Here is a 23,582-nt window from a genome sequence, read left to right on the forward strand (position 1 = left end):
TCTTCGCGTTCAGGGCTGCTGCCACAGCCGCAGACCCGCCGTCAGCTCCGCCACGCAGCGCGCGGCCAGGACGCCGGGCGAGCCGGGGCCGGCGGTGGCGGTGCCCGGGCCGGCCGCCCAGCTCTCCAGGGCCACCCGGATCGCGGCGGTGGCGGCCGCGGCGGCCAGCCGCAGTTCCAGCGGGTCCGCCTCCGGGCCGACCCGGGCGGCCAGCACCGGGACCAGTGCGTCCTCGGAGTCCTGGTGCACCGTGCGCCAGACCGCGCGCAGCCCGGGGTCGGTGAGCAGCGCCCTGGTCCAGCGCAGGCCCTCGGCGGCCCGGTCGTCGGCGGGGGTGAGCGCGCCGGCGGCGGCCCGGGCCAGCGCCTGCGGCACCGGCAGCGCGGGGTCCTCGGCGGCGATCAGCTCCAGCCAGCGGCGGCCGCCGGCCGCCAGCAGCGGGGCGACGGCCTCCTCCTTGGTGCGGAAGTAGCGGTAGAAGGTGCGCAGCGCCACGCCGGAGGCCCGGGCGATGTCCTCGGCGGTGGTGCCCTCGGCGCCGCGCTCGGCGAACAGCTCGGCCGCGGCGGTGGCGATCTCCAACTGGGTCTCGGCCCGGCGGCGGTCGGTCAGGGTGGGGCGGTCGGTCATGGGTCAAACCTACGCGCCTTTGGGCCCGGGTGGCACATCGTGCCATAGTGGCATGATGTGCCACTCCATTCCGCCGTGGCCGTGCGTCTTCGAACGGAGCAGAACCATGCAGCGCTTCACCAACCGCCGTGCCCTGATCACCGGCGGCGGCTCCGGCATCGGCCAGGCCACCGTGCTCCGGCTGCTGGCCGAGGGCGGCCGGGTCGTCGCGGTGGACGTCAACGAGGAGGGCCTGGCCGCCACCGCCGGGCGGGCCGCCGCCGAGGGCACCGCGGACCGGCTCACCACCGCGGTGCTGGACATCTCCGACGAGGAGTCGGTGCGGGCCGGCGTGGCCGCGGCGGTCGCCGGGCTGGGCGGGCTGGAGGTGCTGGTCAACGCGGCCGGCATCCTGCGCTCCTCGCACACCCACCTGACCAGCCTGGAGTTCTGGAACACCGTGCTGAAGGTCAACCTGACCGGCACCTTCCTGATGACCCGGGAGGCGCTGCCCGCGCTGCTCGCGGCGCCGGGCTCCGTGGTGGTCAACTTCAGCTCCACCTCGGCCGCCTTCGCCCACCCGTACATGGCCGCCTACGCGGCCACCAAGGGCGGCATCCAGTCCTTCACCCACGCCATCGCCCAGGAGTACAGCAAGCAGGGGCTGCGCGCGGTCTGCGTGGCGCCGGGCAGCATCGCCAGCGGCATGACCAGCAACCCGGGCCTGCCGGCCGACGCCGACTTCTCGCTGCTGGCCAAGCTCTCCCCCGCGCTCGGCCAGGGCTTCGCCGGCCCGGAGACGGTGGCCGGCGTGATCGCCATGCTGGCCAGCGAGGACGGCGCCTTCGTCACCGGCACCGAGCTGCGGATCGACGGCGGCACCCACATGTGACCCGCCGGCGCCCCGGGGCCCCTCCGGACCCCGGGGTGCGGCCCGGTCAGGCCCCGGCGGCCTGCCACTCGGCGCGGTAGTCGTCGAAGATCCTCTGCAGGTGGTGGCCGATCTTCAGGTAGTCCAGCGAGTCCAGGTTGGCCAGCGAGACCCGGATCGACCACTGCGGGCCGTCGAAGCCGCCGCCGTTGAGCAGCACCACGCCGGTCTGCTCGGCCAGCCGGAAGAGCGGCTCGGTCGGCTCGTAGTTCTTCTCCAGGAAGTCGGCGAACGCCTTGCCCGAGGTCCGCTCGGCCTCGGCCAGCAGGTCCAGCTCGATGTAGTAGCCGGCCCGCTGCGGGTCCTCGGCGATCTTCATCCCGGAGCCCTCCAGCAGCAGCCCGAGCCGCTGCTGGACGATCGACTGCACCAGCGCCTTGTAGGCCTTGCCCTCCGGCAGCAGCGCGAAGAGCGAGAACAGGGTCAGCTGCACCTGCTGGGGCAGGCTCAGGCCCGCGGTGTGATTGAGCGCCACCTGGCGGGAGTCGGCGACCAGCCGGTCGATGAACCGGATCCCGGCCGGCTCCAGCGAGAGCGTGCCGTACCGCTTGGCCAGCCGGTCCTTCTCCACCTGCGGCAGCGCGGCGATCAGCTCGTCCACCACGTTGTCCCGGTTCAGCCCGATCAGGCCGAGCCGGTGGCCGGTGGCGCCGAAGTGCTTGGAGTAGGAGTACACCAGCAGGGTGTTGCGCGGCAGGTCGGCGGCCAGCGTGCGGAAGCCGTCGACGAAGGTGCCGTAGACGTCGTCGGTGACGATCAGCAGGTTGGGGTTGCTGCCCGCCACGATCCCCTTGATCTGGTCGGCCACCCGCCGGGAGAGCGCCAGCGACGGCGGGTTGGACGGGTTGACCAGACAGACCAGTTTCACCGCCGGATCGGCCAGCTTGGCCACCTGCTCCTCCGGGTAGCGCCACTGCCGCACCCCGGCCCCGGCGAACAGGTCCGCCTCCACCGTGACCACGTCGAACTGGTAGTCCTCCAGCTCCGGGATCTCGATGTACGGGGTGAAGACCGGCACCATCAGGGCGATCCTGTCGCCCTTGTGCAGCACTCCGTTCTTCATCAGCGAGTCGAAGACGTAGCACATGGCCGCGGTGCCGCCCTCGGTGGCGAACACGTCGAGGGTGCCGGCCGGCGGCGCGCCGCCCATCAGCTCCTCCTCCAGATAGCCCCGGGCCACCTGCTCCACGTGCGGCAGGATCCGGCCCGGCACCGGGTAGTTGTCGCCCACCACCGAGTCGGCCAGCTCGTGCAGCCAGGCCGCCCGGTCGAAGCCGAACCGGTCGGTGGCCAGGTCCACGCAGGCCTTCAACTGCTGGATGCCCGGCAGTTCCGGGTGGCTGCGCACGAAGCTGTCGAACCGCCCGGCGATGCCCCGCTGTTCGGGCATCCCGCCGAGGTCGTCCGCGGTCCACACCCGCTTGCTCTCGGCCAGGCCGAAGTAGCCCAGCGCGTAGAACGCCTCCCGCGGCCCGGTGGCGATCCAGTTCGGGTTGCCGCGCCCGGCGTTGAGCATGTGCGCGGCCGACTTGCCCTTCTGGCCGGGCCGGTCGGCCTGAAAGGCCTCGGCGAGCCGGATGAACTCGCCCTTCAGCTCGAACGGGCTCAACCGGGCCAGCCGGTGGATCTCTTCACGGGTGATCGAGGGCCTGGTCATCTGGTGCACTCCAAGAGGTCAGCCGAGGAGCGCGACGATGATCGCGCCCCGGATGGTCGGCAGGACGTTGCCCGCCGCGTACGGGATGGTGTGGCCGAGGATCGGGGTGCGCGTCCCGAAGACGTGGCGGCCGACCAGGATGCCGAGGGTCAGCGGCAGCACGGTGGCCACGGGTCGTTCAGGAGCCGATCAGGCCGACCAGGATCGGACCGGTCAGCGGCAGCAGGAAGTTGGAGAGCGTGTAGGTGATCGTGTAGCCCAGCATCGGCACGCTGCTCTGCGCGACGTTGGTGATCGAGGTGATCGCCGGTGTGCTGCACTGCTGGCCGGCGATGGCGCCGATCAGGATCGGCGGCTCGATCTTCAGCAGCCTGCGGCCCACCACCAGCGAGACGCAGGCCGGGACGAGCACCATCAGGATGCCGGCGGCGGGCAGCAGCACCGGGTACTTCCTCAGCAGCGCGCCGGCGTCCGGCCCGGCGGCCAGGCCGGTGACGGCGATGAAGATGGACAGACCCAGGTCCTTGAGGGTCTGCGCGGCGGCCGGCGGGAAGGCGCCGAAGGTCGGGTGCTGCGCGCGCAGCCAGCCGCAGAACAGGCCGGAGATCAGGCAGCCGCCGCCGGTGCCCAGCGCCAGCGCGGCGCCGCCCGCGTGCACGGTGATCATGCCGATCAGCACGCCGAGGCAGATGCCCAGGCTGATGTAGATGTAGTCGGTGGCGTTCTGCGAGACGGTGGTGCCGACCTTGGCGGCGAACTTGTCCACCTTGCTGCGGGCGCCGACCACGGTGAGGGTGTCGCCCTGGTGCAGCTCGGTGCCGCCGACGGCCGGCAGGTGGTGGTCCACCCGCTGGATGTCGGTCAGGTAGACGCCGCCGGTGTACTGGCCGTCCTGGCCGCGCACCTGGTCCAGCGAGTTGCCGGCGATCTGCTTGTTGGTGACCACCACCTGGCGGACCGCCAGCGGGCTGTCCAGCCCGGGCACGCCGGAGGTCTCCGGGCCGAGCTCGTGCCCGGCGTCCAGCACCGCGGCCCGGCGGCCGACCACCAGCACCTGGTCGCCGCGGAGCAGCCGCAGCTTCGGCTCGACGGTGAGCACCTGGCCGGCGCGCTTGACGCCCTCGATGGTGACCAGGTCGTCCCGGACCCCCTCGAACTCGCCGATGGTGCTGCCCTCGCCCTGCGAGACCACGTAGGTGCGGCCGACCAACGCGGGCAGCGCGGCCTCCTCGTCGGCGGCCAGGCCGGCGTCGTCGCCGCGCATCTTCTGCCAGACCGCCCGGGAGGAGTCCCGCAGGTTGATCCGCAGGATCATCGGGAAGATCTGGCTGGTCAGCATGACGATGCTGACCAGGCCGAAGAGGTAGCAGACCGAGTAGGCGGTGGCCACGTGGTTCTGCGCCTCGGCGATCTGGTCGTGGCTGAGGTTGGTCAGCTTGCCGATCGCGTCCTGCGCGGTGCCGACCACGGCGGACTCGGTGGCGGCGCCGGCCAGGATGCCGGAGGCGGTGCCGACGTCCAGGCTGAAGCCCTTGGCGAAGCCGTAGGCCATGCCCAGCACCAGCACCACCTCGAGCAGGCAGAGCACGCCGAAGCGCAGGCCCTTGGCGTTCAGGTTGGCGACGAACTGCGGGCCGGCGATGTAGCCCAGCGAGAAGATGAAGAGCGCGAAGGCCACGTTCTTCACATCGCTGTTCACCGAGACGTGCTGGGTGCCGATGAGCATGGAGACGATCAGCGTGCCGCAGATCCCGCCGAGGGTGATCCGACCGACCCGCAGCCTGCCGACCAGGTAGCCGAGGCCGAGGCAGGCGAAGAGGGCGAGGACGGGGTTCTCCCGCAGCAGGTTCACCGGGGAACCCCCGGGGAGTATGAGGAGATGATCATAACGGTGATTACATCGCGTTTATGGGCAAATGTCCGTTATGACACCCCGTTTGGCCGCTGCTCTTGACTGCTGTTCAGCGCCAGTCGACGGCGAAGGCGCGGGCCGGGTTCTCCCGCAGGATCAGCTCGGCCACCGGCTCGCCCAGCAGCGCGGCGATCCGCGGGCGCAGCCCGGTGAGCAGGAACGGCATGCCCGGGCCGTCCGCCGTGGAGCGGGCCGCCGCCGTCACGGTGTCGCCGCCGAGCAGCAGTTGCCCGCCGTGGCCGGCCTCGACCAGCTCGCGCAGCGAGTCCAGCAGCCGCCAGTCGGTGGCCGCGTTCGCCCGGGACGGCCCATCGAAGGCCAGGAAGGCGCCGGAGGAGGCGAGTTCGCGGTGCACCCAGGAGTCGGGGAACCGGTTGAGGTGGCCCAGCAGCACCCGGTGCGGCGGCACCTCCAGCCGCCCGCAGAGCAGCTCCAGCACCTCGGTGGCGGCGCTGCCCAGCTCGTGGTGGACGGCGATCGGCGCGCCGGTCGCGTGGTGCGCGGCGGCGGCCGCGGCCATGGTCCGGCGGGCGTGCGCGTCCAGGCCGTGGAAGCCGCCGGCCACCTTGATCAGCCCGGCCTTCGGGCCGTCCGGGCCGATGCCCGTGGTCAGTTCGGCGGTGAACAGCTCGGCCCAGCGCTCCGGATCGGGCAGCTCGGGGTAGTGCGCCGCGCGGTGCAGGCCGGTGGCCGCGACCAGGTGCACCCCGGCGGCCTCGCTCAGCGCGGGCAGTTCGGCGGCCCGGCGGCCCAGGCCGTGCGGGGTCCACTGGACCACCGCGCGGCCGCCCGCCGCGTGGAAGGCGGCCAGTTCGGCGGCGGCCGCCGGCACGTCGTCCAGCTCCTGGCCGGGGAGCAGGGCGGAGCGGAAGAAGAGGTGGTCGTGGGCGTCGCAGACGCCCAGCTCGGCGGGGTCCAGGTCGCCGCGGACGGTGCGGACCAATCCGGTCGTCATGCCGCTTCTCCGTCCAGCGCCTCGAAGGTGGCGGCCGCGACCCGCAGGGCGGCGAGCGCCTTGGGGGTGCCGATGTAGGGGGCGAGGTGGACGAAGACCTCCACCACCTGCTCCCGGGTCAGGCCGACCCGCAGGCTGCTGCGGATGTGGCCGGTCAGCTGCGGGTCGACGCCGCCGAGCGTGGCCAGGGTGGCCAGGTTGATCAGCTGACGGTCCCTCGGCTCCAGGCCGGGGCGCTGGTAGGTGCCGCCGAACAGACTGGTGACGATCCAGTCCGGGAAGCCGGGGGCGATCCGCTCCAGGCCGGGGAGGGCGGCCTCCTGGGTGGCGCGGTCCTGGTAGTCGTCGAGCGTGCGGTAGCCGGCGGCGCGGTCCACGGTGGCCTCGGTGAGCTGCATGGTCGGGGTCCTCTCGGTCGTCGGTGTCATCAGTGGCGGCCTTCGGGCAGGCGGTCGAGTTCGGGCTCGCTGAGGTGGTGCACCCGGTAGCGGTCGCCGGGCAGGTCGAGTTCGGGCGTGCCGAGGGCGAAGAGCACCAGCTCCCAGCGGGCGGCGTCCAGGCCGAGGGCGATCGAGTGCAGGCCGGCGGTGCCGGACAGCGCGGCGGCCTCGGCGACGGCCTCGTCGAGCTGCGCGCCCGGGTCGGTGCCCGGGCGCACCGGGGTCAGCCGGCGGACGGCGGCCCGCGGCGTGCTGCCGGACTCCGGGCCGCGGTGGAAGGCCAGGCCGGGCCAGCTGCGCACCTCGGGCCGGCCGAAGTCGGCGCAGAGGCCGCGGAAGCCGGGGCCGGCGAGGAACGCGTTGCGCCCGGCGGTGGTGTTCCAGAGGTAGAACGGCGCGTACTGGTTGACCGGCGAGCCGTCCTGGCCCCGCTCGCGGACCAGGTAGGCCTTGAGGCCCAGGCCGGGGAAGGCGTCCAGCAGGTGGCCGCGCTCGGCCACCCGGCGGTGGATGATCCCCATGTCGTAGTCGGCGGGCAGGGTGATCTCGTACTGCATCGCCTGCATGCGCTCCCCCATTCGTCGTACGGCTGGTCAGTCTTCGGTCAGCTGGCTGCGCAGCAGGGCGATCGCCCCCTGCACGGCCTGGTGGAACGGCTCCGCGGAGTCGGCCGCCCGGGCCAGCACGTAGCCGCCCTGGACCACCGCCGTCAGCGCCCGGGCCAGCTCGGCGGCGGGGGCGCCGGGGCGCAGCTCGCCGGCCGCCCGGCCCTCCTCGATCACCCCGGCGATCCGGCCGGTCAGCCACTCGAAGGTCTCCTCGACCGGCGCCCGCAGCTCGGGGTCGGCGATCACCTCCGGATCCTGCGCCATCCGCCCGATCCGGCAGCCGCGCAGCACCTCGCGCTCGCGGCCCAGGTAGTTCGCGATCCGCTCGAAGGCGGTGCCGGGGCCGCCCAGCTGACGCTCGGCCAGCTCCCGCAGCTGCTCGGCGCTGCGGCGCAGCGCGGCGGCGGCCAGGTCGGGCTTGCCGCGGAAGTGGTGGTACATGCTGCCCTGACCCACCCCCGAGCGCTGCTGGATCGCCTTGGGGCTGGTCCCGACGTACCCCCGCTCCCAGAGGAGCTCCTGGGTGCTCTCGATGAGCCGGTCGCTGGTGTCCATGTCGATCATCGTACATACCAGTAGGTACAGCGTCTAGACCTACCAGTAGGTACAGCCCGGATGAAGGGTTACCGGCGGTAGCCATGTGCATGCCGAGTAGTCTTCGGGGGGATCGCGGCCAAGGCCTGGACAGAACGGGAAATGGGCGCGATAGTGACCCCGGAATAGTTGAATCTTCACGGGATGTTATCCGGGTCGGCACCCCAGGAACACCGAAAGGAGTCCGTCACCGTGACCTCCCGCACCACTGCCGACCCGCGGACCCCGGCCGACCGCACCCCCGCCGAGGAGTACGACCGGGCCCGGCTGCACTTCGACAGCAAGGCCTACTCGGACGCCGCCCGCATCCTGCAGCCGCTGGTCGCGGCCGAGCCCGGACAGCTCGCCGCCCGGATGCTGCTCGCCCGCAGCTACTACCACTCGGCCCAGCTGGAGCGGGCCGCCGCCGAGCTCCGCGAGGTCCTCGCCCAGGACCCGGCGGAGAGCTACGCGCACCTGATGCTCGGCCGCACCCTGGAGCGCCAGGGCCGCGGCGAGGAGGCCCGCCCGCACCTGCGGCTGGCCGCCGCGATGAACGACGCGTTCGCCTGAGCGCCGTTGGACACCGCCCCCACGGACCGCCGCCCGCCCGCACCCCCACGCGGGCGGGCGGCACCCGGGGGAGGCTGACGGAGCGTCGACTTCCGGCCACGGCGCCCTTGTCCCCGTCCACGGACCGGGATTCCCGGTCGTGCGCGCACCGTGCTCCGTGATCAACTGACAGCCCGTCCGGTTCCGCCGCCGCAGAAGGGCTCCTCCGCCATGCACGTCTTCCTCGCCGGGGGCACCGGCGCCATCGGCCGACTGCTGCTGCCGCTGCTGCGCGACGCGGGCCACCGGGTGACCGCGACCACCCGCACCGAAGCCGGCGCCGGGCAGCTGCGCGCGGCCGGGGCCGCCGCCGTCCGGCTGGACGTCTTCGACCGGGCCGCCGTGACCGAGGCCGTCCGGGCCGCCGCGCCCGAGGCCGTGATCCACCAGCTGACCGCCCTGGCCGACTACGACTTCGCCGCCAACGCCCGGATCCGCCGCGAGGGCACCCGCAACCTGGTCGACGCCGCCCGCGCCGCGGGGGTCCGACGGATCGTCGCCCAGTCGATCAGCTGGGGCTACCAGGGCGGCGACACCCCCGCCGACGAGGCCACCCCGCTCGACCCCGACGCGGACCGGGCCGCCCTGGTCGGCTCGCTGCGCGTGCTGGAGTCGGCCGCCGCCGAACTGCCCGAGCACGTGGTGCTGCGCTACGGCATGTTCTACGGCCCCGGCACCTGGTACACCCCCGGCGGGCTCGTCGAGGAGCGGCTGCGCCGGGGCGAGGTGACGGCCGGCCCGGCCGTCACCTCCTGGCTGCACGTCACCGACGCCGCGCGGGCCGCCGTGGCCGCCCTGGACTGGCCGTCCGGCGTGGTCAACGTGACGGACGACGAGCCGGCCGCCGCCGCGCAGTGGGTCCCGGCGCTGGCCGCCGCGCTCGGCCTGCCGGCGCCTGCCGCTTCGGAGGCTCCGCGACAGCCCTGGGAGCGGGGGGCTGACAATTCCTACGCGCGCAAGGTCCTGGGCTGGGAGCCGGTGCACCCGTCCTGGCGCGAGGGGTTCGCGCGGCACCTGGGGTGACTCAGAACGGCTCGCGGGCCGCCTGCCACTGCTCCGGCAGCGCGCCCGTACCGGTCCGGGCGGCCACCACGCCGCCCGCGATCGCGCAGGTGGTGTCCCGGTCGCCCCAGCCGGCCACGGTCTGCCAGAGCGCCTCCGCCAGGTCGTCCAGCTGCCCGGCGGCCGACCAGAGCGCGAACGGCACCGTGTCGGGTGCGGAGACCAGCAGGCCCGAGCCCAGCACCGCCGCCGCATGGCGGACCGAGCTGCGCTCGGGCAGCCCGGCCGCCACCAGCAGCCGGGACCGCACCTCGCTCACCGGCAGCAGCCCCGCCACCTCCCGCAGGAACTCGGCGCGCGGCGGCGCCTCCCCCGCCGCACCGGCCGCGGCCAGCGCGGCCGCCAGCGCCACCGCCTGGGCCCCGGCCACCGCCTCGGGGTGCGCGTGGGTGGCCAGGGCGGAGAGCTCCGCCTGCGCGCGGACGGCCTGGAGGTCCCGGTGGAACCAGGCGCCCAGCGGGGCCACCCGCATCGCGGCGCCGTTGCCCCAGGAGCCCTGGCCCTCGAACTGCCCGGTGGTGACGGCCCGCCAGTCCTCCCCCGCCTCGATCCGGCGCAGCACCCCGTGCATCGAGGGGCCGTAACCCCGGTCCGGGTCGCGCCGGTACTCGGCGGCGAACGCGCTCGCCAGCACGCCGGGCCGGACCTCGCCGTGGGCCGCCAGGTGGTCGTGCAGGACGATCGCCATCGCCGAGTCGTCCGTCCAGGGCCACGGGGCGGGGCGCAGCCGGCGCTGCGCGAGCAGCTGCTCGGCGTCCTGGTCGGAGCGGAGGAACCAGCTGTCGCCGAAGGCGTCGCCCATCACCAGGCCGTCGAGGCTGGCGCGGCTGGGGGTCGTGTTCACTGGAGGCTCCTTGCCGGACGTAGCGGGACGGCCCCCATTCTTCCGACCCTCCGTCAGCTCCGACCAGCTCCTGTTCCGGGGACCCGCCAGGCGAACCAGCCCGGGAAGGCGGCGGTCAGCGCCGGGTCGCCGGAGAGGTCGAGGCCGGCGGCGGCCAGGGTGGTGGTGCCGGCCACCAGGCGGTGCATGGCGCGCAGGTCGGCGGTGACCCAGAGGTCGGTGTCGTGGCCGGGGTGGACGTGGCAGGCGCTGATGTCGCCCGGGGCGAGCAGCAGCCAGGCGTGCTCGGGAGGCTCCTGCTGGTCGTGCAGGACGAACTCGGCCACCACCCGCCGGTCCGGCAGCCGTTCGGGCCGGACGAACTGCCGCAGCCGCCAGAGCAGCCACCCCGCGTCCAGCTGCTCGCGCTGCGGCTCGCCGAAGTGCCACTGCCGGGCCCAGTCGCCGAGCTGCCAGACCACGGGTTCCAGGGCGGCGCCGGCGGGGGTGAGGTGGTAGCCCGGCCGGCCGTCCGGGCCGGGCCGGCGGTGCACCAGGCCGTCCGCCTGCATCCGGCGCAGCCGGCCGGAGAGCAGGGTGCGGTTGGCGCCGGGGAGGCCGCGGTGGATGTCGTTGAAATGGTGCGAGCCCATGAGGAGTTCACGCAGCACCAGGAGGGTCCAGCGGTCGCCGACGGCCTGCACGGCGGCGGTGACGGGGCAGTACTCGAGGCCGGGGCTGTCGGTGGGCTGCTCCATGTCTGCGCTCGCCAGGTCCTTCCCCACCGTCCCGCCCGCCTCCACCGGTCCTGTTCCTGTACCACCGCCGGCGCCCGCCCGCGGCGGAAGCTGGCCCCACCACCCATTACTCCGGCAGAGAGGCCGCCACCGTGTCCACCTCCCGAGCGCCCGCCCCCTCCTCCGCCTCGACCTGGGCGGCGGGCGACTACCCCGCGATGGCCCGGCGCCTCGTCCCCGTGGCCGAGCGGGTGGTCCGCGCTGCGCGGATCGCCCCCGGGACGACCGTACTCGACGTCGGTACCGGCACCGGCAACGCGGCCCTCGCCGCCGCCCGCCGCGGTGCCCTGGTCACCGCCGCCGACCCCACTCCCGAGCTCCTGACGCCGGCCCGGCAGCGCGCGCGGGCGGAGGAGTTGACGATCTCCTGGCAGCAGGCGGACGCGGCTTCCCTGACAGGCGCCTTCGACCGGGTGCTCACCGTCTTCGGCGCGATGTACGCCCCCGACCACGCCGCGGCCGCTTCCGCCCTGCTGCGCTGCTGCCGCCCGGGCGGACGGATCGTCTCCGCCGCCTGGACGCCCGACGGCTTCACCTCCGCCGTCAACCGCGCGATGGCCGGCTACCTGCCGCCGCCCCCGGCCGGCGGGCAGCCGCCGGCCCGCTGGGGCTCCCCGGAGTACATGGGTGCCCTGTTCGCGGGCGCGGAGGTCACCACCTCCCTGGAAGTCGTCCGGCTCGACTTCCCCTCCGCCGCCGAGGGCGCCGCGTTCTGGATCCGCACCGCCGGCCACCTCCAGGCCGAGCGCGCCCGGCTGACGGCGGCCGGGCGCTGGGAGGAGCTGCACCAGGAGCTGGCCGCCGTCTTCACCGAGTGGAACCGGGCCGGAGGCGGCGCCGGGGTCGCGGTCGACGCCGCCTACCTGCTGGTGACGGCCGATCAGCCCTTGACGTAGTCCGCCAGGTGCTCCCCCGTCAGGGTGGAGCGAGCGGCCACCAGGTCGGCCGGCGTGCCCTCGAAGACGATCCGGCCGCCGTCGTGGCCGGCGCCGGGACCGAGGTCGATGATCCAGTCGGCGTGCGCCATCACGGCCTGGTGGTGCTCGACCACGATCACCGACTTGCCGGAGTCCACGAGCCGGTCGAGCAGCCCGAGCAGCTGCTCGACATCGGCGAGGTGCAGGCCGGTGGTGGGCTCGTCGAGCACGTAGACGCTGCCCTTCTCCCCCATCTGCACGGCCAGCTTGAGCCGTTGGCGCTCACCGCCGGAGAGCGTGGTGAGCGGCTGGCCGATCCGCAGGTAGCCCAGGCCGACATCGGCGAGCCGGGCCAGGATGCGGTGGGCGGCCGGCAGCCTGGCCTCGCCGGCGCCGAAGAACTCCTCCGCCTCGGCCACCGACATCGCCAGCACCTCGCTGATGTCCCGCCCGCCGTACCGGTACTCCAGCACCTCCGCCCGGAACCGCCGCCCCTCGCACTCCTCGCAGACCGTGGCCACCCCGGCCATCATCGCCAGGTCGGTGTAGATCACCCCGGCGCCGTTGCAACTCGGGCAGGCACCCTCGGAGTTGGCGCTGAACAGGGCCGGCTTGACCCCGTTGGCCTTGGCGAAGGCCTTGCGGATCGGCTCCAACAGCCCCGAGTAGGTGGCCGGGTTGCTGCGCCGCGAGCCCCGGATCGGGCTCTGGTCGATCGACACCACCTCCGCGTCGGCGGGCATCGACCCGTGCACCAGCGAGCTCTTGCCGGAGCCGGCCACCCCGGTGACCACGGCGAGCACCCCGAGCGGGATGTCCACGTCGACCTCGCGCAGGTTGTGCGCGGTGGCACCACGGATCTGCAGCACACCGGTGGCGGTGCGGACTTCGGGCTTCAGCGCGGCCCGGTCGTCGTAGTGCCGGCCGGTGACGGTGCCGCTGGCGCGCAGCCCGGCCACATCGCCCTCGAAGCAGATGGTGCCGCCCGCCGTACCCGCGCCGGGGCCGAGGTCGATCACGTGGTCGGCGATCGCGATGGTCTCCGGCTTGTGCTCCACCACCAGCACGGTGTTGCCCTTGTCCCGCAGCCGGAGCAGCAGGTCGTTCATCCGCTGGATGTCGTGCGGGTGCAGGCCGGTGGTGGGCTCGTCGAAGACGTAGGTGGTGTCGGTGAGGGCGGAGCCGAGGTGGCGGATCATCTTGACCCGCTGCGCCTCGCCGCCCGAGAGGGTGCCGGCCGGACGGTCGAGGGAGAGGTAGCCGAGGCCGATCTCGACGAAGGAGTCCAGGGTCTGGCGCAGCGAGTCGAGCAGCGGCGCCACCGAGGGCTCGTCCAACTCCCGCACCCAGTCGGCCAGATCGCTGATCTGCATCGAGCAGGCGTCGGCGATGTTCAGCTTTCCGATCCTCGACGACCGGGCCGTCTCGCTCAGCCGGGTGCCGCCGCAGTCCGGGCAGGTGGCGAAGGTGACGGCGCGGTCCACGAAGGCGCGGATGTGCGGCTGCAGCGCGTCCTTGTCCTTGGAGAGCATCGACTTCTGGATCTTGGGAACCAGTCCCTCGTAGGTGAGGTTGATCCCGTTCACCTTGATCTTGGTGGGCTCCTTGTGGAGCAGGTCGTGCAGCTCCTTCTTGGTGAACTTCCGGATCGGCTTGTCCGGATCGAAGAAGCCGCAGCCGCTGTAGATCCGGCCGTACCAGCCGTCGATGCTGTAGCCGGGGATGGTGATCGCACCCTCGTTGATCGACTTGGTCTCGTCGTAGAGCTGGCGGTAGTCGATGTCGGAGACGCTGCCGCGCCCCTCGCAGCGCGGACACATGCCACCGAGCACGCTGAACTCGCGTCGCTCCTTGACCTGTTGACCGCCGCGCTCCATCGTCACGGCGCCGGCACCGCTGACCGAGGCGACGTTGAAGGAGAACGCGTTCGGCGACCCGATGTGCGGCTGCCCGAGCCGGCTGAAGAGGATGCGGAGCATGGCGTTGGCGTCGGTCGCGGTGCCGACGGTGGAGCGCGGGTCGGCGCCCATCCGCTGCTGGTCGACGATGATCGCGGTGGTCAGGCCTTCGAGCACGTCGACGTCGGGGCGGCCGAGGCTGGGCATGAAGCCCTGCACGAAGGCGCTGTAGGTCTCGTTGATCAGCCGCTGCGACTCGGCGGCGACGGTGCCGAAGACGAGGGAGCTCTTGCCGGAGCCGGACACGCCGGTGAAGACGGTCAGCCGCCGCTTGGGGATCTCGACGCTGACGTCCTTGAGGTTGTTCACCCGCGCACCCGTCACCCGGATCAGGTCATGGCTGTCGGCTGCGTGGGGCTTGACGTTGCTCATCGCGCGCTCTGCTCCATCCATGTGCGGCTGGTTCCAGGCCACGCGGCAGCCGGTGGCCTGGTCGCAGCCTAACCGCCGATGACAGCCCAGACCCGCTTGCCGATCCCCTCCCGGGGTCCACACCCCCACTCCTGCGCGAGCTGCTCGACCAGCCAGAGCCCGCGACCGTGCTCGTCCTCCGCTCCGGCCCGGCAGGCGGCCGGCCGATCGCCGTTGGCGTCGTGCACCTCGATGAGCACCAGCCCCCGGCGGCGCTCGAACCGCACGAAGATCAGGTCGCCGAACTGGCCGCCGTCCGGACACCCGTACAGCACCGCGTTGGTCACCAGCTCGCTCACCACCAGCTCGGCGGTCGTGAGACAGGGTCCGGCGTCACCCGGAGCGGCGAGGAAGTCGCGCAGCAACGCCCGCGCGCCCCCTACCGACTTGCCGTGACGCGGCAGCCACCGCGTGAACTCGTCCACCACGACCTGCGGGTTCTCCAGCGTTTCGGACATGGCAACGCCCCTTCCGGGCATCGATCACCGGCAGCAATCCGACTGCTGCGCAGCCCTGTTGACGGCTGGCGACGGACATGGGGAGGCCCGGCCGACGAGTCGTCGTGATCACTGAGGTGAGCGGATCGACTACTGCTCGTCAGCATGCTCTCAGAAGAAGCCACGGTGCAAGTCACTACTTTGGAAGTCGTTAAAGATTGTTTTCACGGTCCCTGGAGGGCAGACTGACCAGCGCACCCGCGAGAGGAGGTCACCCGACGTGCCCGTGAACAAGAACCCGACGGTCCGTCAACGACGCCTGGCCCGCACCCTGAAGGAACTCCGGACCGCGCGAAAGGTGACGCTCGCTCAGGCCGCGCAGCAGTTGGAGTGCGCCGAGAGCAAGATCAGCCGGATCGAGGCGGCCCTGTCCGGCATCCGGCTGGTCGACCTGCGGCTGCTGCTCGACTTCTACGAGGTGCACGACCCGGCGGAGCGGGTGCGGCTGGAGGCGCTGTCGCGCGAGGGACGGCTGCGGGGGTGGTGGGACCGGTACTCGGAGACGCTGTCGCCGACGTACGCGGATTACATCGCGCTTGAGGCGGATGCGTCGGACATGTACTGCATCAGCACGGTCTTGGTTCCAGGACTCCTGCAAACCGAGGACTACACGCGCGCCGTCGTGCGCACGCAGATCGAGAACGCGACGCCCGAACAGATCGAAACGCTCACCAAGGTCCGCCAAGAGCGCCGGCTGGTCCTGACCCGTGAAGCGCCGTTGCGCACGTGGGCCGTCATCTCCGAGTCCGTCCTGAAGCACCAGATCGGCGGACGGGAGGTCATGCACGCACAGCTCGAACATCTCATCGCCACCGCTGAGCTGCCGAACCTCAATCTGCAGATCCTGCCCGAGGCTTCGGACGTGCACGCGGCCCTGTTCGGCCCCGTCGCCATCCTGAGCTTCCCGGACGCGATCGACACCGACGTGGTGTACGTGGACAGTCTCCTCAGCACGCTCTACATCGAGGAGCCGGAAGAGGTGGGCAGGTACACCAACCTGTTCCGCCGGGCTCTGGCGGAGTCACTGCCAAGCACGAGGTCAATCGCGCTGATCGAGCGCATCGCACGGGAAATGGTCTAGATCATGGTGAGCAGTTTTCTGACTTCCGCCTCCGTCGCCGGATTCACGTGGCGGAAGTCCTCCTATTCGGGTGCCCAGAGCGAGTGCGTCGAGGTTGCCGACGGCGTGCCGGGCATCGTCCCCGTCCGTGACTCCAAGAACCCGTCCGGAGCCGCCCTCCTCTTCCCCGGCGACGCGTGGGCGGCCTTCATCACCGCCCTCAAGGCCACCGGCCTCTGACGCATCAGTCCAGGGCCAGCACGCAGAACTCGTGCTCCTCAGGGTCGTTGAGGACCGTCCACGGCGCCTCGCCCTGTCCCACATCCAGATCCGTCGCCCCGAGCGCGCGCAGGCGGTCCGCCTCCGCCGCCGGGTCGTCGCCGGGGTAGGGCAGCAGGTCGAGGTGAACGCGGTCCGGTACCGCCTTGGTGCCCGGGACGCGCAGGAACTCCAGGTACGGCCCGGTGCCCTTCGCCGAGCGGAGCGAGGCGTGGTCGTCGGCCACCTCGTGGAGCGGCCAGTCGATCGCCTCGCCCCAGAACCGGGCCATCGCCCTCGGGTCCGCGCAGTCGACCACCACGGCGGCGATCGGCCCGGTGTGCCGGTAGACCTCCCGGGGCTCCAGCACACAGAACTCATTGCCTTCGGTATCTCCCGACACACAGAACTGGATGTTCTGGAGTGTGAGAGATGGCAGCGGCATCTGTGCAGGTCAGAGGCTCGGAGTGCGGTACTGGGAAATCTTCCCCCTCCCCACGCTGTATGGAAGACTTCCGCAACCCGTTGTCCGGCACAGTGTTCAACGAGACCCTTCGGGGTGTTCGTTGCGTCCGCTTGTCCGTACTGACGGACGAGACCACCAGCCCCGAGCGGCAGCGCGAGGCGGATGATCAGGCAGCCGCAGCGCTGCACATCGACTTCGGGCAGGGTGCCGCACTCCGGGAGGCGGTGGACCTCGACGTCAGCGCGTCCAAAACGAGTCCGTTCGCCCGCCCGCAGCTCGGCCAGTGGCTGAGCAACCCGGACAGCTTCGACGCCCTGGTGTGGTGGCGCTTCGACCGCGCCATCCGGTCCATGGGGCACATGCACGAACTCGCCAAGTGGGCGAGGGAACACCGCAAGGTGCTGGTCTTCGCCGAAGGCATCGGTGGCGGGCGCCTGGTGTTCGACTTCCGCAACCCCATGGACCCCATGGCAGAGCTCCAGATGCTCATGCTGGCGTTCGCCGCACAGGTTGAATCGCAGTCGATCAGTGACCGGGTTACCGGCGCCATGGCTGCCATGCGCAAGATGCCGCTTCGGTGGCGTGGCGGTGGTCGTCCGCCGTACGGCTACATGCCCGCCCCGATGCCCGAGGAGTTCGGCGGCAAGGGTTGGACCCTGGTGCCCGACCCCGACGCGGTCAAGGTCATTGAGCGCATCGTCTGGGAGCTGCTGGAGGGTGCCACGGTGTCCGCCATCGCAGCGGGGCTCAACACCGACGACGTACTCAGCCCGCGCGACTACTGGTCCGTCAAGAACGGGCGAAAGCGGGGCGGAAAGACCGGCGGGGCGAAGGGCTCCCACGTCGTGGCGGACGCGTTCAAGTGGACTCCGGCGGTCATTACCCGAATGCTGCGCAGTGAGACGCTGATCGGCTGGAAGATGCACAACGGCGTGCCCGTGCGCGACGACCAGGGCAACCCGATCATGTGCACCACGGACCCGATCCTCACCCGCGAGGAGTTCGACCGGATCGGCGCCATCCTTGATGAACGCAGCATCGAGAACGGCGACCGGTCCGACACGGATGCGCTGCTGCTGCGGGTCATCCACTGCGATTCGTGCGGCGGGCGCATGTACTTGAACGCGCAGGAAGGCAAGACCGCTACGTACAAGTGCAACCACCACGCCCGCGGCGACAAGTGTGAGGCGCCGTCGAACGTCCGGGGAGACTGGGCAGATGACCACGTGGAAGAGGAGTTTCTGCGGCTGGTCGGCCCCATCCGGACGAAGACTGTCGTAGAGGTGCCCGGGTACGACCCCGAGCCGGAGCTGAACGCCACCGTGGCGGAGTACACGGCGCACCTGAAAGTTCAAGGGCAGCAGAAGTCTCGGCACGCTGCGCAGGAGTGGCAGAAGCGACATGACGCGCTGGACAGCCGCATAGCTGAGTTGGAGTCCCGGGAGAAGACCGAGCCCACGCGGGTGGTCACGGAGACCGGACGGACCTACGCGGACGACTGGGCGACCGCGGACGTTGCTGGCCGGCGACGGATGTTGGTAGACGCCGGGGTCCGGCTCGACGTGCGGCGGGGTGTCCGCGGCGGGTGGCGGAAGCTGGACACGCGGCGGGTCACGTTCACCATCGCGGGTGAGCTGGACCCGGCGATCGAGGAGACGGCGGGGCTCCGCACCGAGCTGAGTGCGACGCCGCAGACCGCCCCCGCGGCAGACAGTCGGGTCCGCCTCGCCGGGCCCGTCGCGGCGTAGCCCCCCAGCGAGGGTGGTGATGGGGTGACGCTGATGACGGTGATTTCAGTTTTCTCTAGATGTTGAGTTTCTAAGAGAAACAGAAATTTGCCTCACCAGCGTCACCCTGTCACCGTCTCGGGGGCGCGGGAAAGGTCTGCGCTCTCCACAACAGTAGGGCGATCAAGCCCACTGCCGACGGCCATGGGAATTCGTCCCCCTCTTCTACCTCCGAGAGTGCAGGTCTAGCGTGCGCCCCACTGGCGGGCCCGAAAGACCGAGTATCCGTACCTCTATTGCCGCTCTGCCCGTGCACCACACCCGCTGACCCTCAGGGACGTTCCCATTTCGCCGACAGGCAACCAACCGGAGGCAACACCGTGACCAACCCTGAAACGCCCAAGTACTCCTACGAAGACCGGGAGACCGCAAAGCTCCACAGGAGCGCCGACGCTTTCCGGTACAGCGCCGAAATGGAGCACCTTGCCAAGCTGAAGCGCGACCGCCCCGAACAGTACGACCAGATCAACCCGATCAGTCGTATCTCGCTCGGCCACTACGAGATTGCGAAGGCTTCCGCCATGCAGCTCGGCCGCAACGTTTCCGCCCCCACCGATCGCGAGGTCTGAAAGTGAACCCTGACGTTTCCAAGGCGGCTGACAAGCTCGCCAAGCTGCGTGCCCAGGCGGACAAGTTTGCAGCTCCGCTTGCGGAGGCCGAGGCAGCTTTGGCGGGCGCCGAGGCGGTCGAGCAGGCTCGCCGTGCCGAGCGTGCCACCGAGTACGACCGCGCGTTCGTCAAGACGTGGATGGCGCAGGCCGAGGGTCGATCAACGCGGGGCAACGAGCTGCATGCGGAGTTCCTTGAACTCCTTTCCGCTGAGCCGTGGTTCAAGGCATATGTTGCACACCGTGCCGAACGGTATAAGCGCGAGAAGATCCTGACCGCCACACAGAACGCACAGTCTCACCTCGGTGACCCGCTGACCGTTCCAGAGCCGCGCCGGTACGACCTGCGGATTATCGAGGACATCACCAGCGCGGTGGAGAAGGCTGCCGAGGCCATCGGTGCGGCCTTCTCAGAGGAGCTGGACGCCGCCAGGGACGCCTACATCGAAGCGACCGACTGACATGGCCGTTGACGCGCTCGAACCCGGCCCGGACGGTACCTATCCACACTTTCCCCGGGATGCGCAGGGGCGGCCTGTGTGGTCGGATGCGCCAACTGGCTTGCCAGTCCGCAACGGGGGGCGCCAATGCCGCGAGGAATCCAGCCGATGAGCGACCCCAGGCACCCTGGCCGGCTGCTAGCCACCGACGTGACGCCTAGACGTCCGGACGGCAGCCCGATCGATCCGCCGGTCATTCCGCCGGGCCCGTAGACCGGCTGCACGACTCGCAAGTCCCCTGTATCAGGAACTCTATGGAATGGCTGATACAGGGGACTCGTCGCCACTACAGCGGCGCCGAGCGGCTTCGCCGGCAGATCGACCGAGCGGGCTTCGCGGTGTGCGGGCTGTGTGGCGAGGGCTTCCCTGCCGAGCTGGTCGACGTTGACCACCGGACCCCGCTCGCCCTCGGCGGCGAGGACACTGACGACAACGTGTGGCCGCTGTGCCGCACTTGCCACGCGTTGAAGACTCGAATGAGTTCGACAGTGCGCGTGCCTAGTCGGGGCTAAGTCCACCGATTATGTGCGGGTACGAGAAGTCATCTTCGGTGCCATCGATTCGGATCGCCCAGAACCCATACGTGCCCCACGGTTCATTTCTCCTGACTTCGAAATGATCAATGCCCTGACCAATCTTGTCCGCGGCATCCTGATGCAAGCGCAGCAGGGCACGCAAGAAGTCATCTTCGCCAGAGTCCGAAACAGTCGCGTCTTTGAGAGGCTGATACTTATTTCGGATGTCAATGCAGCGCTGCGTCAGATGTGCCTTTGTGTTGAATTTCTCAGTGCCAACGGTGTATGTCATTTGGAGCACCGCCCGAATTGAGGGTCGCACTGTCTTAATCATGTGCCACCCAAAGCGCTGCTGCGCGTCGAGAGCAGGGGTCCTGTCATGCCACGAAGACCCCGCCCCCCGTGCTCTGTCCCGGGCTGCCCCGAGCTGACGGCCCGTGGTGGCCGCTGCCCTCGCCACCAGGCCGAGGCGGACGCACAGCGAGGCACACCAGGCAGCAGCGCGTACGGCCCTCGCTGGCCCCGTATCCGTCGGGCCTACCTGTACGCCCATCCGTGGTGCGTGCTGTGTGCTCGCGTCGCCGTGGTCGCCGACCACTTCCCGGAGTCGCGTCGGTCGTTGGTCGCCCGAGGTGTGCTCGATCCGGACGCATGGTCGCGTCTTCGTCCGCTGTGTACGCAGTGTCACAGCCGTGAGACGGCCGTTCACCAGCCCGGAGGATGGGCCAGTGAGCGCGTCAAGCCTGTCCGAGGCCCTGACCTGCGCTGATACCCAGGGGGGTGACTCCCTCCCGGTGCCATAAGGCGCGGCAGGGAGGGAAAAGACTCTCGCCGCAGGTGGAGCCGTTTGCGCGGAGCGTTACAGGCAAGAGAGTCGCAAAGGCCCCGCCCTGTTCTCCCCTCAGGGAGACCGGGCGGGGCCTTTCTGCGTTTGTGAAGAACTTCCCGTACTCAGCGCGGAGCCGCCGGGAGGTGAGCGGCCGAACGCTTGGCCGCATCACGGGCACGGAATCCGAAGCTGATGAGGGTCACGCGTTCTCCGGCGCCGAGAGGCGTCCTTCCGTGCGGGGTGATCGCACCATCGAACACGACGCATTCGCCCGCCGCGAGATCACATGCACGGTAGCCGTCGGCGCCGATGAAGACGGTAGCGCTCACGGTGGGAGCTGCGGCGGAACGCTCGTGCTTGAGACAGAGGATCAGGTTGGCCTCGCCGAACCCGAACTCGTCAACGTGGAAGTCGAGGAACTGCCCCTCCTCCAGATACCCGATATAGACGCCGTTGTGCGGCTGCTCGACTTCCAGCCCTGTGGACTCCGTGACGACTGCTGCGAGATCGACTTGCCCGGTGAACCGGTTCGCGGCGTCGCCCACGGCCGCGTTCCACTTGCCGTTGTGAAGGTAGCCGTTGGTGGTCAGGGCCTCCTCCGCCTCCTGCGCCATCGCGGTGATCAGCTCAGCCGGGAACGGCTGGTCGCGCAGGTGTCGCGGGTGGACTCGCTGATGCGCGGTCAGCCCGCGCACGGCGCCCCGGATGGCGGGGAAGTCCTCCGCCCACCGGTCCGGGCTGCGGGCGGTGGTGTGGGCCTGGAGCCACGTGGTCCACCGGCCGTTCCACTGGCGAGGCGCGGTGTCGTCCGATCCCGGTGCGGCGGCGCGGTCGATCAGCAGTTCCACCCGCGAGAGTGCTGCCTGTGTGGAGCCGATCAGCTCGGTGTCGCCCTTGGCGATCCGCAGCCGCAGCGCTTCCCGGAGATGAGCCTCAGCACCCGCGAGGTCACCGCGCTCCATCAGGTACTTACCGGTGTGCTGGAGCGCGAAGTCCACCAGCTCTGGGTTGTGGCTCCGCGCGGTCCCCAGGGCGCTGCGGTAGAGCGCGTCCGCTGCCCTCATGTCACCGGCGTAGCGGTGGGCGTCGCCGAGGTTGAGGCTGGTGGCGACGACCGCTCGGGTGTTGCCGCTCGCTGCGGCCAAGTCGAGCGACTGCCGCAGGAACGTAAGGGCCTCCTGATGGCGGCCCAAGCACATCTGCCCGATGCCGATCCACCTGGACAGGGTCCGGGTGCGAGCGGGGTCGGCTTCCTCGGGCAAAGCCCTTAGATCGTCCTGGAGTTGGCCAATCGCCGTGGTCAACTTGTCCCGGTCGGTCGGGATCATCCGCAGGCCGGCGTCTTGTGTGATGAGGTGCTGGAGCACCGGACCCTCCTCGTTCGGTTCTGCTCAGGGTGGCACTACAGGCGGTCGGTCTGCTGGCGCAGGTCGGCCAGCAGCTCCACCCCGTGCGGGGTGAAGTTCTCACTCAGGAGTTCGAGTTCGCGCATGAGGTAGCGGACGGCGGGCAGGCCCTCGTCATAAGCGGCCTGGAAGCACGCGCGCTCGTTGGCGGTCAGGTCGTTCCGGTCCAGCTCGGTGCGGCGGAACCTCAACAGCTGGTTGTAGACACAGGTCGCGTGGAAGGCCCGGTCCACCTCCCAGTGCTGGTTGCGCGCGACGCCCTGCCCCGCTCGCCACCGGATCTCGATCTTCGGCGACTCCTTGGACGAGTACCCGTCCGCGAAGACCTGGTGCTGAAGGATGTGGAAGCTGGTCGACTGGTGCGTCCCCTCGTGCAGCAGGTTCTCCGCCAGGAAGCGGGGAGACGGCTCCGGGCTGACCGTGTTCGGGGGGATGTGGTGCCGGGCCTTGTCGGAGAACACGACGACGTACGGGAGCGCCGGGTCACTGGAACTGGTCAGCGAAGAAGCGCGGACGCCGGGCCTGAGCCCGACCCACAGCAGGCCACGGACGAACTCGCGCACGCGGGCGAATCCCTCGGGGTGGACCAGCGACAGCCGGTCCAACGCCTCGGACAGTGCCTCGCGGCGTTCGTCGGTGTGCTCGGCGATCTCGTAGTTCGTCAGGCTGATCTCGTCGGCGATCTCGCCGGGAAGCTGGGCGTCGAACCAGTCGAAGGACACACCGGCCACGGTCACGTTCTCGCTGCGCAGGGAACGGGCGTGCTGCGCGTAGGGGGTGCCGGACTTGATGAGGCGTTCCATCAGGGCGAACGGCAGGGCGCTTTCGGCGCCCTCCTCCCGCAGGCGGAGAAGCTCCGGGTCCTTCCGGCTGAGGTCGAAGAAGGAGCCTGCCGGGACGCTGGTGGCGATGGTGGTGTTCACTGCGGACTCTCCTTGCTCGGGACTGTGAGGCGATGCGGGCCGGCCCGGTGGCTGCCCGAGCCGACCCGCCATGCCGTCAACTACTCGGCATCAACTGCTAGTTGCCGTCAGACCTCGACGGCCACGGGCGCGAAGTCGCCGTCCGGGACCATGTGGTCCAGGTTCCGCGTCAGGGACGCGACGGCCACGGGCGCGAAGTCGCCGTCCGGCACCGAGTGGTCCAGGCGGCGCGTCAGGTTGCTGACCTCGATGTTGGCGGGCATAGTCCTGCTCCTTCCATGGGAACTACTGCGGATTGGTGCTCCCCTCCGAGGTTCGGGGAGGAGTCTGCGAACCGCTGGCGGGTGCACCGCACGGCTTGCGGCCGGTGTTGCCTTGCCGTACCGGCCGGGCGGGTGCCCCCGGCCTGTCGGTGCAATCAGTGAACAGCCAGTCACGCTCCGGGGGTACGGTGGGAGCACACCGATC

The 23,582-nt window shown here is 70.8% G+C and carries 26 protein-coding genes and 1 pseudogene; 10 read left to right on the forward strand and 17 right to left on the reverse strand.

Translation table 11 applies throughout. The features are described from left to right. Positions 1-9: 9 nt before the first annotated feature. Complete coding sequence (locus tag ACFYNO_RS21505) at positions 10-630, reverse strand: TetR/AcrR family transcriptional regulator (protein ID WP_388014522.1); 621 nt, start codon at positions 628-630, stop codon at positions 10-12. Positions 631-736: 106 nt separating this feature from the next. Here ACFYNO_RS21505 and ACFYNO_RS21510 point away from each other — a divergent pair, with 106 nt between their 5' ends. After that, positions 737-1,501: an SDR family NAD(P)-dependent oxidoreductase gene (locus ACFYNO_RS21510; RefSeq protein WP_388014525.1), complete on the forward strand. Its 765-nt coding sequence runs from the start codon at positions 737-739 to the stop codon at positions 1,499-1,501. Between the two features lie 46 nt (positions 1,502-1,547). On the opposite strand, the gene ACFYNO_RS21515 is transcribed toward ACFYNO_RS21510, so the two are convergent. From ACFYNO_RS21515 to ACFYNO_RS21545, 7 genes are all read right to left on the reverse strand, one after another. Further along, positions 1,548-3,197, reverse strand: coding sequence for a bifunctional aspartate transaminase/aspartate 4-decarboxylase (locus ACFYNO_RS21515; protein WP_388014528.1), 1,650 nt, complete (start codon positions 3,195-3,197; stop codon positions 1,548-1,550). Positions 3,198-3,215: 18 nt separating this feature from the next. Further along, positions 3,216-3,368: a hypothetical protein gene (locus ACFYNO_RS21520; RefSeq protein ID WP_388014531.1), complete on the reverse strand. Its 153-nt coding sequence runs from the start codon at positions 3,366-3,368 to the stop codon at positions 3,216-3,218. A gap of 7 nt (positions 3,369-3,375) precedes the next feature. Continuing rightward, positions 3,376-5,049 carry an aspartate-alanine antiporter gene (aspT, locus tag ACFYNO_RS21525; RefSeq protein WP_388014534.1) on the reverse strand — a complete coding sequence of 558 codons (1,674 nt, stop codon included), beginning with the start codon at positions 5,047-5,049 and terminating at the stop codon, positions 3,376-3,378. Positions 5,050-5,158: 109 nt separating this feature from the next. Continuing rightward, entirely contained in the window at positions 5,159-6,064 is a 906-nt protein-coding gene (locus ACFYNO_RS21530) for a phosphotriesterase (protein WP_388014537.1), read from the reverse strand. After that, a complete protein-coding gene (locus tag ACFYNO_RS21535) occupies positions 6,061-6,462 on the reverse strand; it encodes a carboxymuconolactone decarboxylase family protein (protein ID WP_388014540.1) in 402 nt (133 codons plus the stop codon). Before ACFYNO_RS21535 ends, ACFYNO_RS21530 begins: the two co-directional genes overlap by 4 nt. A 29-nt stretch (positions 6,463-6,491) precedes the next feature. Continuing rightward, complete coding sequence (locus ACFYNO_RS21540) at positions 6,492-7,070, reverse strand: DUF4865 family protein (RefSeq protein ID WP_388014543.1); 579 nt, start codon at positions 7,068-7,070, stop codon at positions 6,492-6,494. A gap of 27 nt (positions 7,071-7,097) precedes the next feature. Further along, on the reverse strand, positions 7,098-7,667 hold the full coding sequence (locus ACFYNO_RS21545; RefSeq protein ID WP_388014546.1) for a TetR/AcrR family transcriptional regulator: 570 nt from the start codon (positions 7,665-7,667) through the stop codon (positions 7,098-7,100). 231 nt (positions 7,668-7,898) lie between these two features. Between ACFYNO_RS21545 and ACFYNO_RS21550 the strand changes: the two genes are divergently transcribed. Continuing rightward, positions 7,899-8,258 (forward strand): tetratricopeptide repeat protein, encoded by a 360-nt coding sequence (locus tag ACFYNO_RS21550; RefSeq protein ID WP_388014549.1) that lies wholly within the window; start codon positions 7,899-7,901, stop codon positions 8,256-8,258. A gap of 210 nt (positions 8,259-8,468) precedes the next feature. Continuing rightward, complete coding sequence (locus ACFYNO_RS21555) at positions 8,469-9,320, forward strand: NAD-dependent epimerase/dehydratase family protein (RefSeq protein ID WP_388014552.1); 852 nt, start codon at positions 8,469-8,471, stop codon at positions 9,318-9,320. A 1-nt stretch (position 9,321) separates the two neighbouring features. Here the strand turns inward: ACFYNO_RS21555 and ACFYNO_RS21560 are convergent, their stop codons facing one another. Together ACFYNO_RS21560 and ACFYNO_RS21565 are read right to left on the reverse strand one after the other, a co-directional pair. After that, entirely contained in the window at positions 9,322-10,203 is an 882-nt protein-coding gene (locus tag ACFYNO_RS21560; RefSeq protein ID WP_388014555.1) for an ADP-ribosylglycohydrolase family protein, read from the reverse strand. 53 nt (positions 10,204-10,256) lie between these two features. Further along, positions 10,257-10,940, reverse strand: a complete 684-nt coding sequence (locus ACFYNO_RS21565; protein WP_388014558.1) for a winged helix-turn-helix transcriptional regulator — start codon at positions 10,938-10,940, stop codon at positions 10,257-10,259. Between the two features lie 131 nt (positions 10,941-11,071). On the opposite strand from ACFYNO_RS21565, the gene ACFYNO_RS21570 reads away from it, so the two are divergent. Beyond that, positions 11,072-11,875, forward strand: coding sequence for a class I SAM-dependent methyltransferase (locus tag ACFYNO_RS21570; RefSeq protein WP_388014561.1), 804 nt, complete (start codon positions 11,072-11,074; stop codon positions 11,873-11,875). Here ACFYNO_RS21570 and ACFYNO_RS21575 read toward each other — a convergent pair. Both ACFYNO_RS21575 and ACFYNO_RS21580 read right to left on the reverse strand, forming a co-directional pair. Beyond that, on the reverse strand, positions 11,860-14,226 hold the full coding sequence (locus ACFYNO_RS21575; protein WP_388014564.1) for an ATP-binding cassette domain-containing protein: 2,367 nt from the start codon (positions 14,224-14,226) through the stop codon (positions 11,860-11,862). The genes ACFYNO_RS21570 and ACFYNO_RS21575 overlap by 16 nt on opposite strands. 68 nt (positions 14,227-14,294) lie before the next feature. Beyond that, entirely contained in the window at positions 14,295-14,723 is a 429-nt protein-coding gene (locus tag ACFYNO_RS21580) for an ATP-binding protein (RefSeq protein WP_388014567.1), read from the reverse strand. 259 nt (positions 14,724-14,982) lie between these two features. On the opposite strand from ACFYNO_RS21580, the gene ACFYNO_RS21585 reads away from it, so the two are divergent. Both ACFYNO_RS21585 and ACFYNO_RS21590 read left to right on the forward strand, forming a co-directional pair. Further along, a complete protein-coding gene (locus ACFYNO_RS21585; RefSeq protein ID WP_388014570.1) occupies positions 14,983-15,843 on the forward strand; it encodes a helix-turn-helix domain-containing protein in 861 nt (286 codons plus the stop codon). 3 nt (positions 15,844-15,846) lie between these two features. After that, positions 15,847-16,062 (forward strand): DUF397 domain-containing protein, encoded by a 216-nt coding sequence (locus ACFYNO_RS21590; RefSeq protein ID WP_388014573.1) that lies wholly within the window; start codon positions 15,847-15,849, stop codon positions 16,060-16,062. Between the two features lie 4 nt (positions 16,063-16,066). Here ACFYNO_RS21590 and ACFYNO_RS21595 read toward each other — a convergent pair. After that, positions 16,067-16,477: pseudogene (locus tag ACFYNO_RS21595) on the reverse strand (VOC family protein); the annotation flags it as partial. Between the two features lie 107 nt (positions 16,478-16,584). On the opposite strand from ACFYNO_RS21595, the gene ACFYNO_RS21600 reads away from it, so the two are divergent. The 4 genes from ACFYNO_RS21600 to ACFYNO_RS21615 all read left to right on the forward strand — a co-directional run bounded on the left by ACFYNO_RS21600 (position 16,585) and on the right by ACFYNO_RS21615 (position 19,953). Then, positions 16,585-18,294: a recombinase family protein gene (locus ACFYNO_RS21600; RefSeq protein WP_388014576.1), complete on the forward strand. Its 1,710-nt coding sequence runs from the start codon at positions 16,585-16,587 to the stop codon at positions 18,292-18,294. A gap of 359 nt (positions 18,295-18,653) precedes the next feature. After that, positions 18,654-18,902 (forward strand): hypothetical protein, encoded by a 249-nt coding sequence (locus ACFYNO_RS21605; protein ID WP_388014579.1) that lies wholly within the window; start codon positions 18,654-18,656, stop codon positions 18,900-18,902. A 2-nt stretch (positions 18,903-18,904) separates the two neighbouring features. Further along, complete coding sequence (locus ACFYNO_RS21610; RefSeq protein WP_388014582.1) at positions 18,905-19,402, forward strand: hypothetical protein; 498 nt, start codon at positions 18,905-18,907, stop codon at positions 19,400-19,402. A 293-nt stretch (positions 19,403-19,695) separates the two neighbouring features. Further along, positions 19,696-19,953: an HNH endonuclease gene (locus ACFYNO_RS21615; protein ID WP_388014585.1), complete on the forward strand. Its 258-nt coding sequence runs from the start codon at positions 19,696-19,698 to the stop codon at positions 19,951-19,953. Here the strand turns inward: ACFYNO_RS21615 and ACFYNO_RS21620 are convergent. The 4 genes from ACFYNO_RS21620 to ACFYNO_RS21635 form a co-directional block, all read right to left on the reverse strand. Beyond that, positions 19,940-20,248, reverse strand: coding sequence for a DCL family protein (locus ACFYNO_RS21620; protein WP_388014588.1), 309 nt, complete (start codon positions 20,246-20,248; stop codon positions 19,940-19,942). The two genes, ACFYNO_RS21615 and ACFYNO_RS21620, sit on opposite strands and share 14 nt — an antisense overlap. 659 nt (positions 20,249-20,907) lie before the next feature. Continuing rightward, positions 20,908-22,152 carry a tetratricopeptide repeat protein gene (locus ACFYNO_RS21625; RefSeq protein WP_388014591.1) on the reverse strand — a complete coding sequence of 415 codons (1,245 nt, stop codon included), beginning with the start codon at positions 22,150-22,152 and terminating at the stop codon, positions 20,908-20,910. Between the two features lie 35 nt (positions 22,153-22,187). Beyond that, positions 22,188-23,114, reverse strand: a complete 927-nt coding sequence (locus ACFYNO_RS21630; RefSeq protein WP_388014594.1) for a hypothetical protein — start codon at positions 23,112-23,114, stop codon at positions 22,188-22,190. Positions 23,115-23,221: 107 nt separating this feature from the next. Further along, positions 23,222-23,377 (reverse strand): hypothetical protein, encoded by a 156-nt coding sequence (locus ACFYNO_RS21635; protein WP_388014597.1) that lies wholly within the window; start codon positions 23,375-23,377, stop codon positions 23,222-23,224. Positions 23,378-23,582: the final 205 nt, after the last annotated feature.

It is taken from the genome of Kitasatospora sp. NPDC006697, from assembly GCF_042869935.1.
In the GTDB taxonomy this organism is placed as follows: Bacteria; Actinomycetota; Actinomycetes; order Streptomycetales; family Streptomycetaceae; genus Kitasatospora.

Excerpts from the sequence above, each read along its gene's own strand:
- ACFYNO_RS21580 (WP_388014567.1), bottom strand. The coding sequence starts at position 14,723 with ATGTCCGAAACGCTGGAGAACCCGCAGGTCGTGGTGGACGAGTTCACG.
- ACFYNO_RS21600 (WP_388014576.1), top strand. The coding sequence starts at position 16,585 with ATGGAAGACTTCCGCAACCCGTTGTCCGGCACAGTGTTCAACGAGACC.
- ACFYNO_RS21545 (WP_388014546.1), bottom strand. The coding sequence starts at position 7,667 with ATGGACACCAGCGACCGGCTCATCGAGAGCACCCAGGAGCTCCTCTGG.
- ACFYNO_RS21575 (WP_388014564.1), bottom strand. The coding sequence starts at position 14,226 with ATGAGCAACGTCAAGCCCCACGCAGCCGACAGCCATGACCTGATCCGG.
- ACFYNO_RS21535 (WP_388014540.1), bottom strand. The coding sequence starts at position 6,462 with ATGCAGCTCACCGAGGCCACCGTGGACCGCGCCGCCGGCTACCGCACG.
- ACFYNO_RS21620 (WP_388014588.1), bottom strand. The coding sequence starts at position 20,248 with ATGACATACACCGTTGGCACTGAGAAATTCAACACAAAGGCACATCTG.
- ACFYNO_RS21510 (WP_388014525.1), top strand. The coding sequence starts at position 737 with ATGCAGCGCTTCACCAACCGCCGTGCCCTGATCACCGGCGGCGGCTCC.
- ACFYNO_RS21530 (WP_388014537.1), bottom strand. The coding sequence starts at position 6,064 with ATGACGACCGGATTGGTCCGCACCGTCCGCGGCGACCTGGACCCCGCC.
- ACFYNO_RS21590 (WP_388014573.1), top strand. The coding sequence starts at position 15,847 with ATGGTGAGCAGTTTTCTGACTTCCGCCTCCGTCGCCGGATTCACGTGG.
- ACFYNO_RS21555 (WP_388014552.1), top strand. The coding sequence starts at position 8,469 with ATGCACGTCTTCCTCGCCGGGGGCACCGGCGCCATCGGCCGACTGCTG.
- ACFYNO_RS21540 (WP_388014543.1), bottom strand. The coding sequence starts at position 7,070 with ATGCAGGCGATGCAGTACGAGATCACCCTGCCCGCCGACTACGACATG.
- ACFYNO_RS21565 (WP_388014558.1), bottom strand. The coding sequence starts at position 10,940 with ATGGAGCAGCCCACCGACAGCCCCGGCCTCGAGTACTGCCCCGTCACC.
- ACFYNO_RS21505 (WP_388014522.1), bottom strand. The coding sequence starts at position 630 with ATGACCGACCGCCCCACCCTGACCGACCGCCGCCGGGCCGAGACCCAG.
- ACFYNO_RS21615 (WP_388014585.1), top strand. The coding sequence starts at position 19,696 with ATGGAATGGCTGATACAGGGGACTCGTCGCCACTACAGCGGCGCCGAG.
- ACFYNO_RS21635 (WP_388014597.1), bottom strand. The coding sequence starts at position 23,377 with ATGCCCGCCAACATCGAGGTCAGCAACCTGACGCGCCGCCTGGACCAC.
- ACFYNO_RS21515 (WP_388014528.1), bottom strand. The coding sequence starts at position 3,197 with ATGACCAGGCCCTCGATCACCCGTGAAGAGATCCACCGGCTGGCCCGG.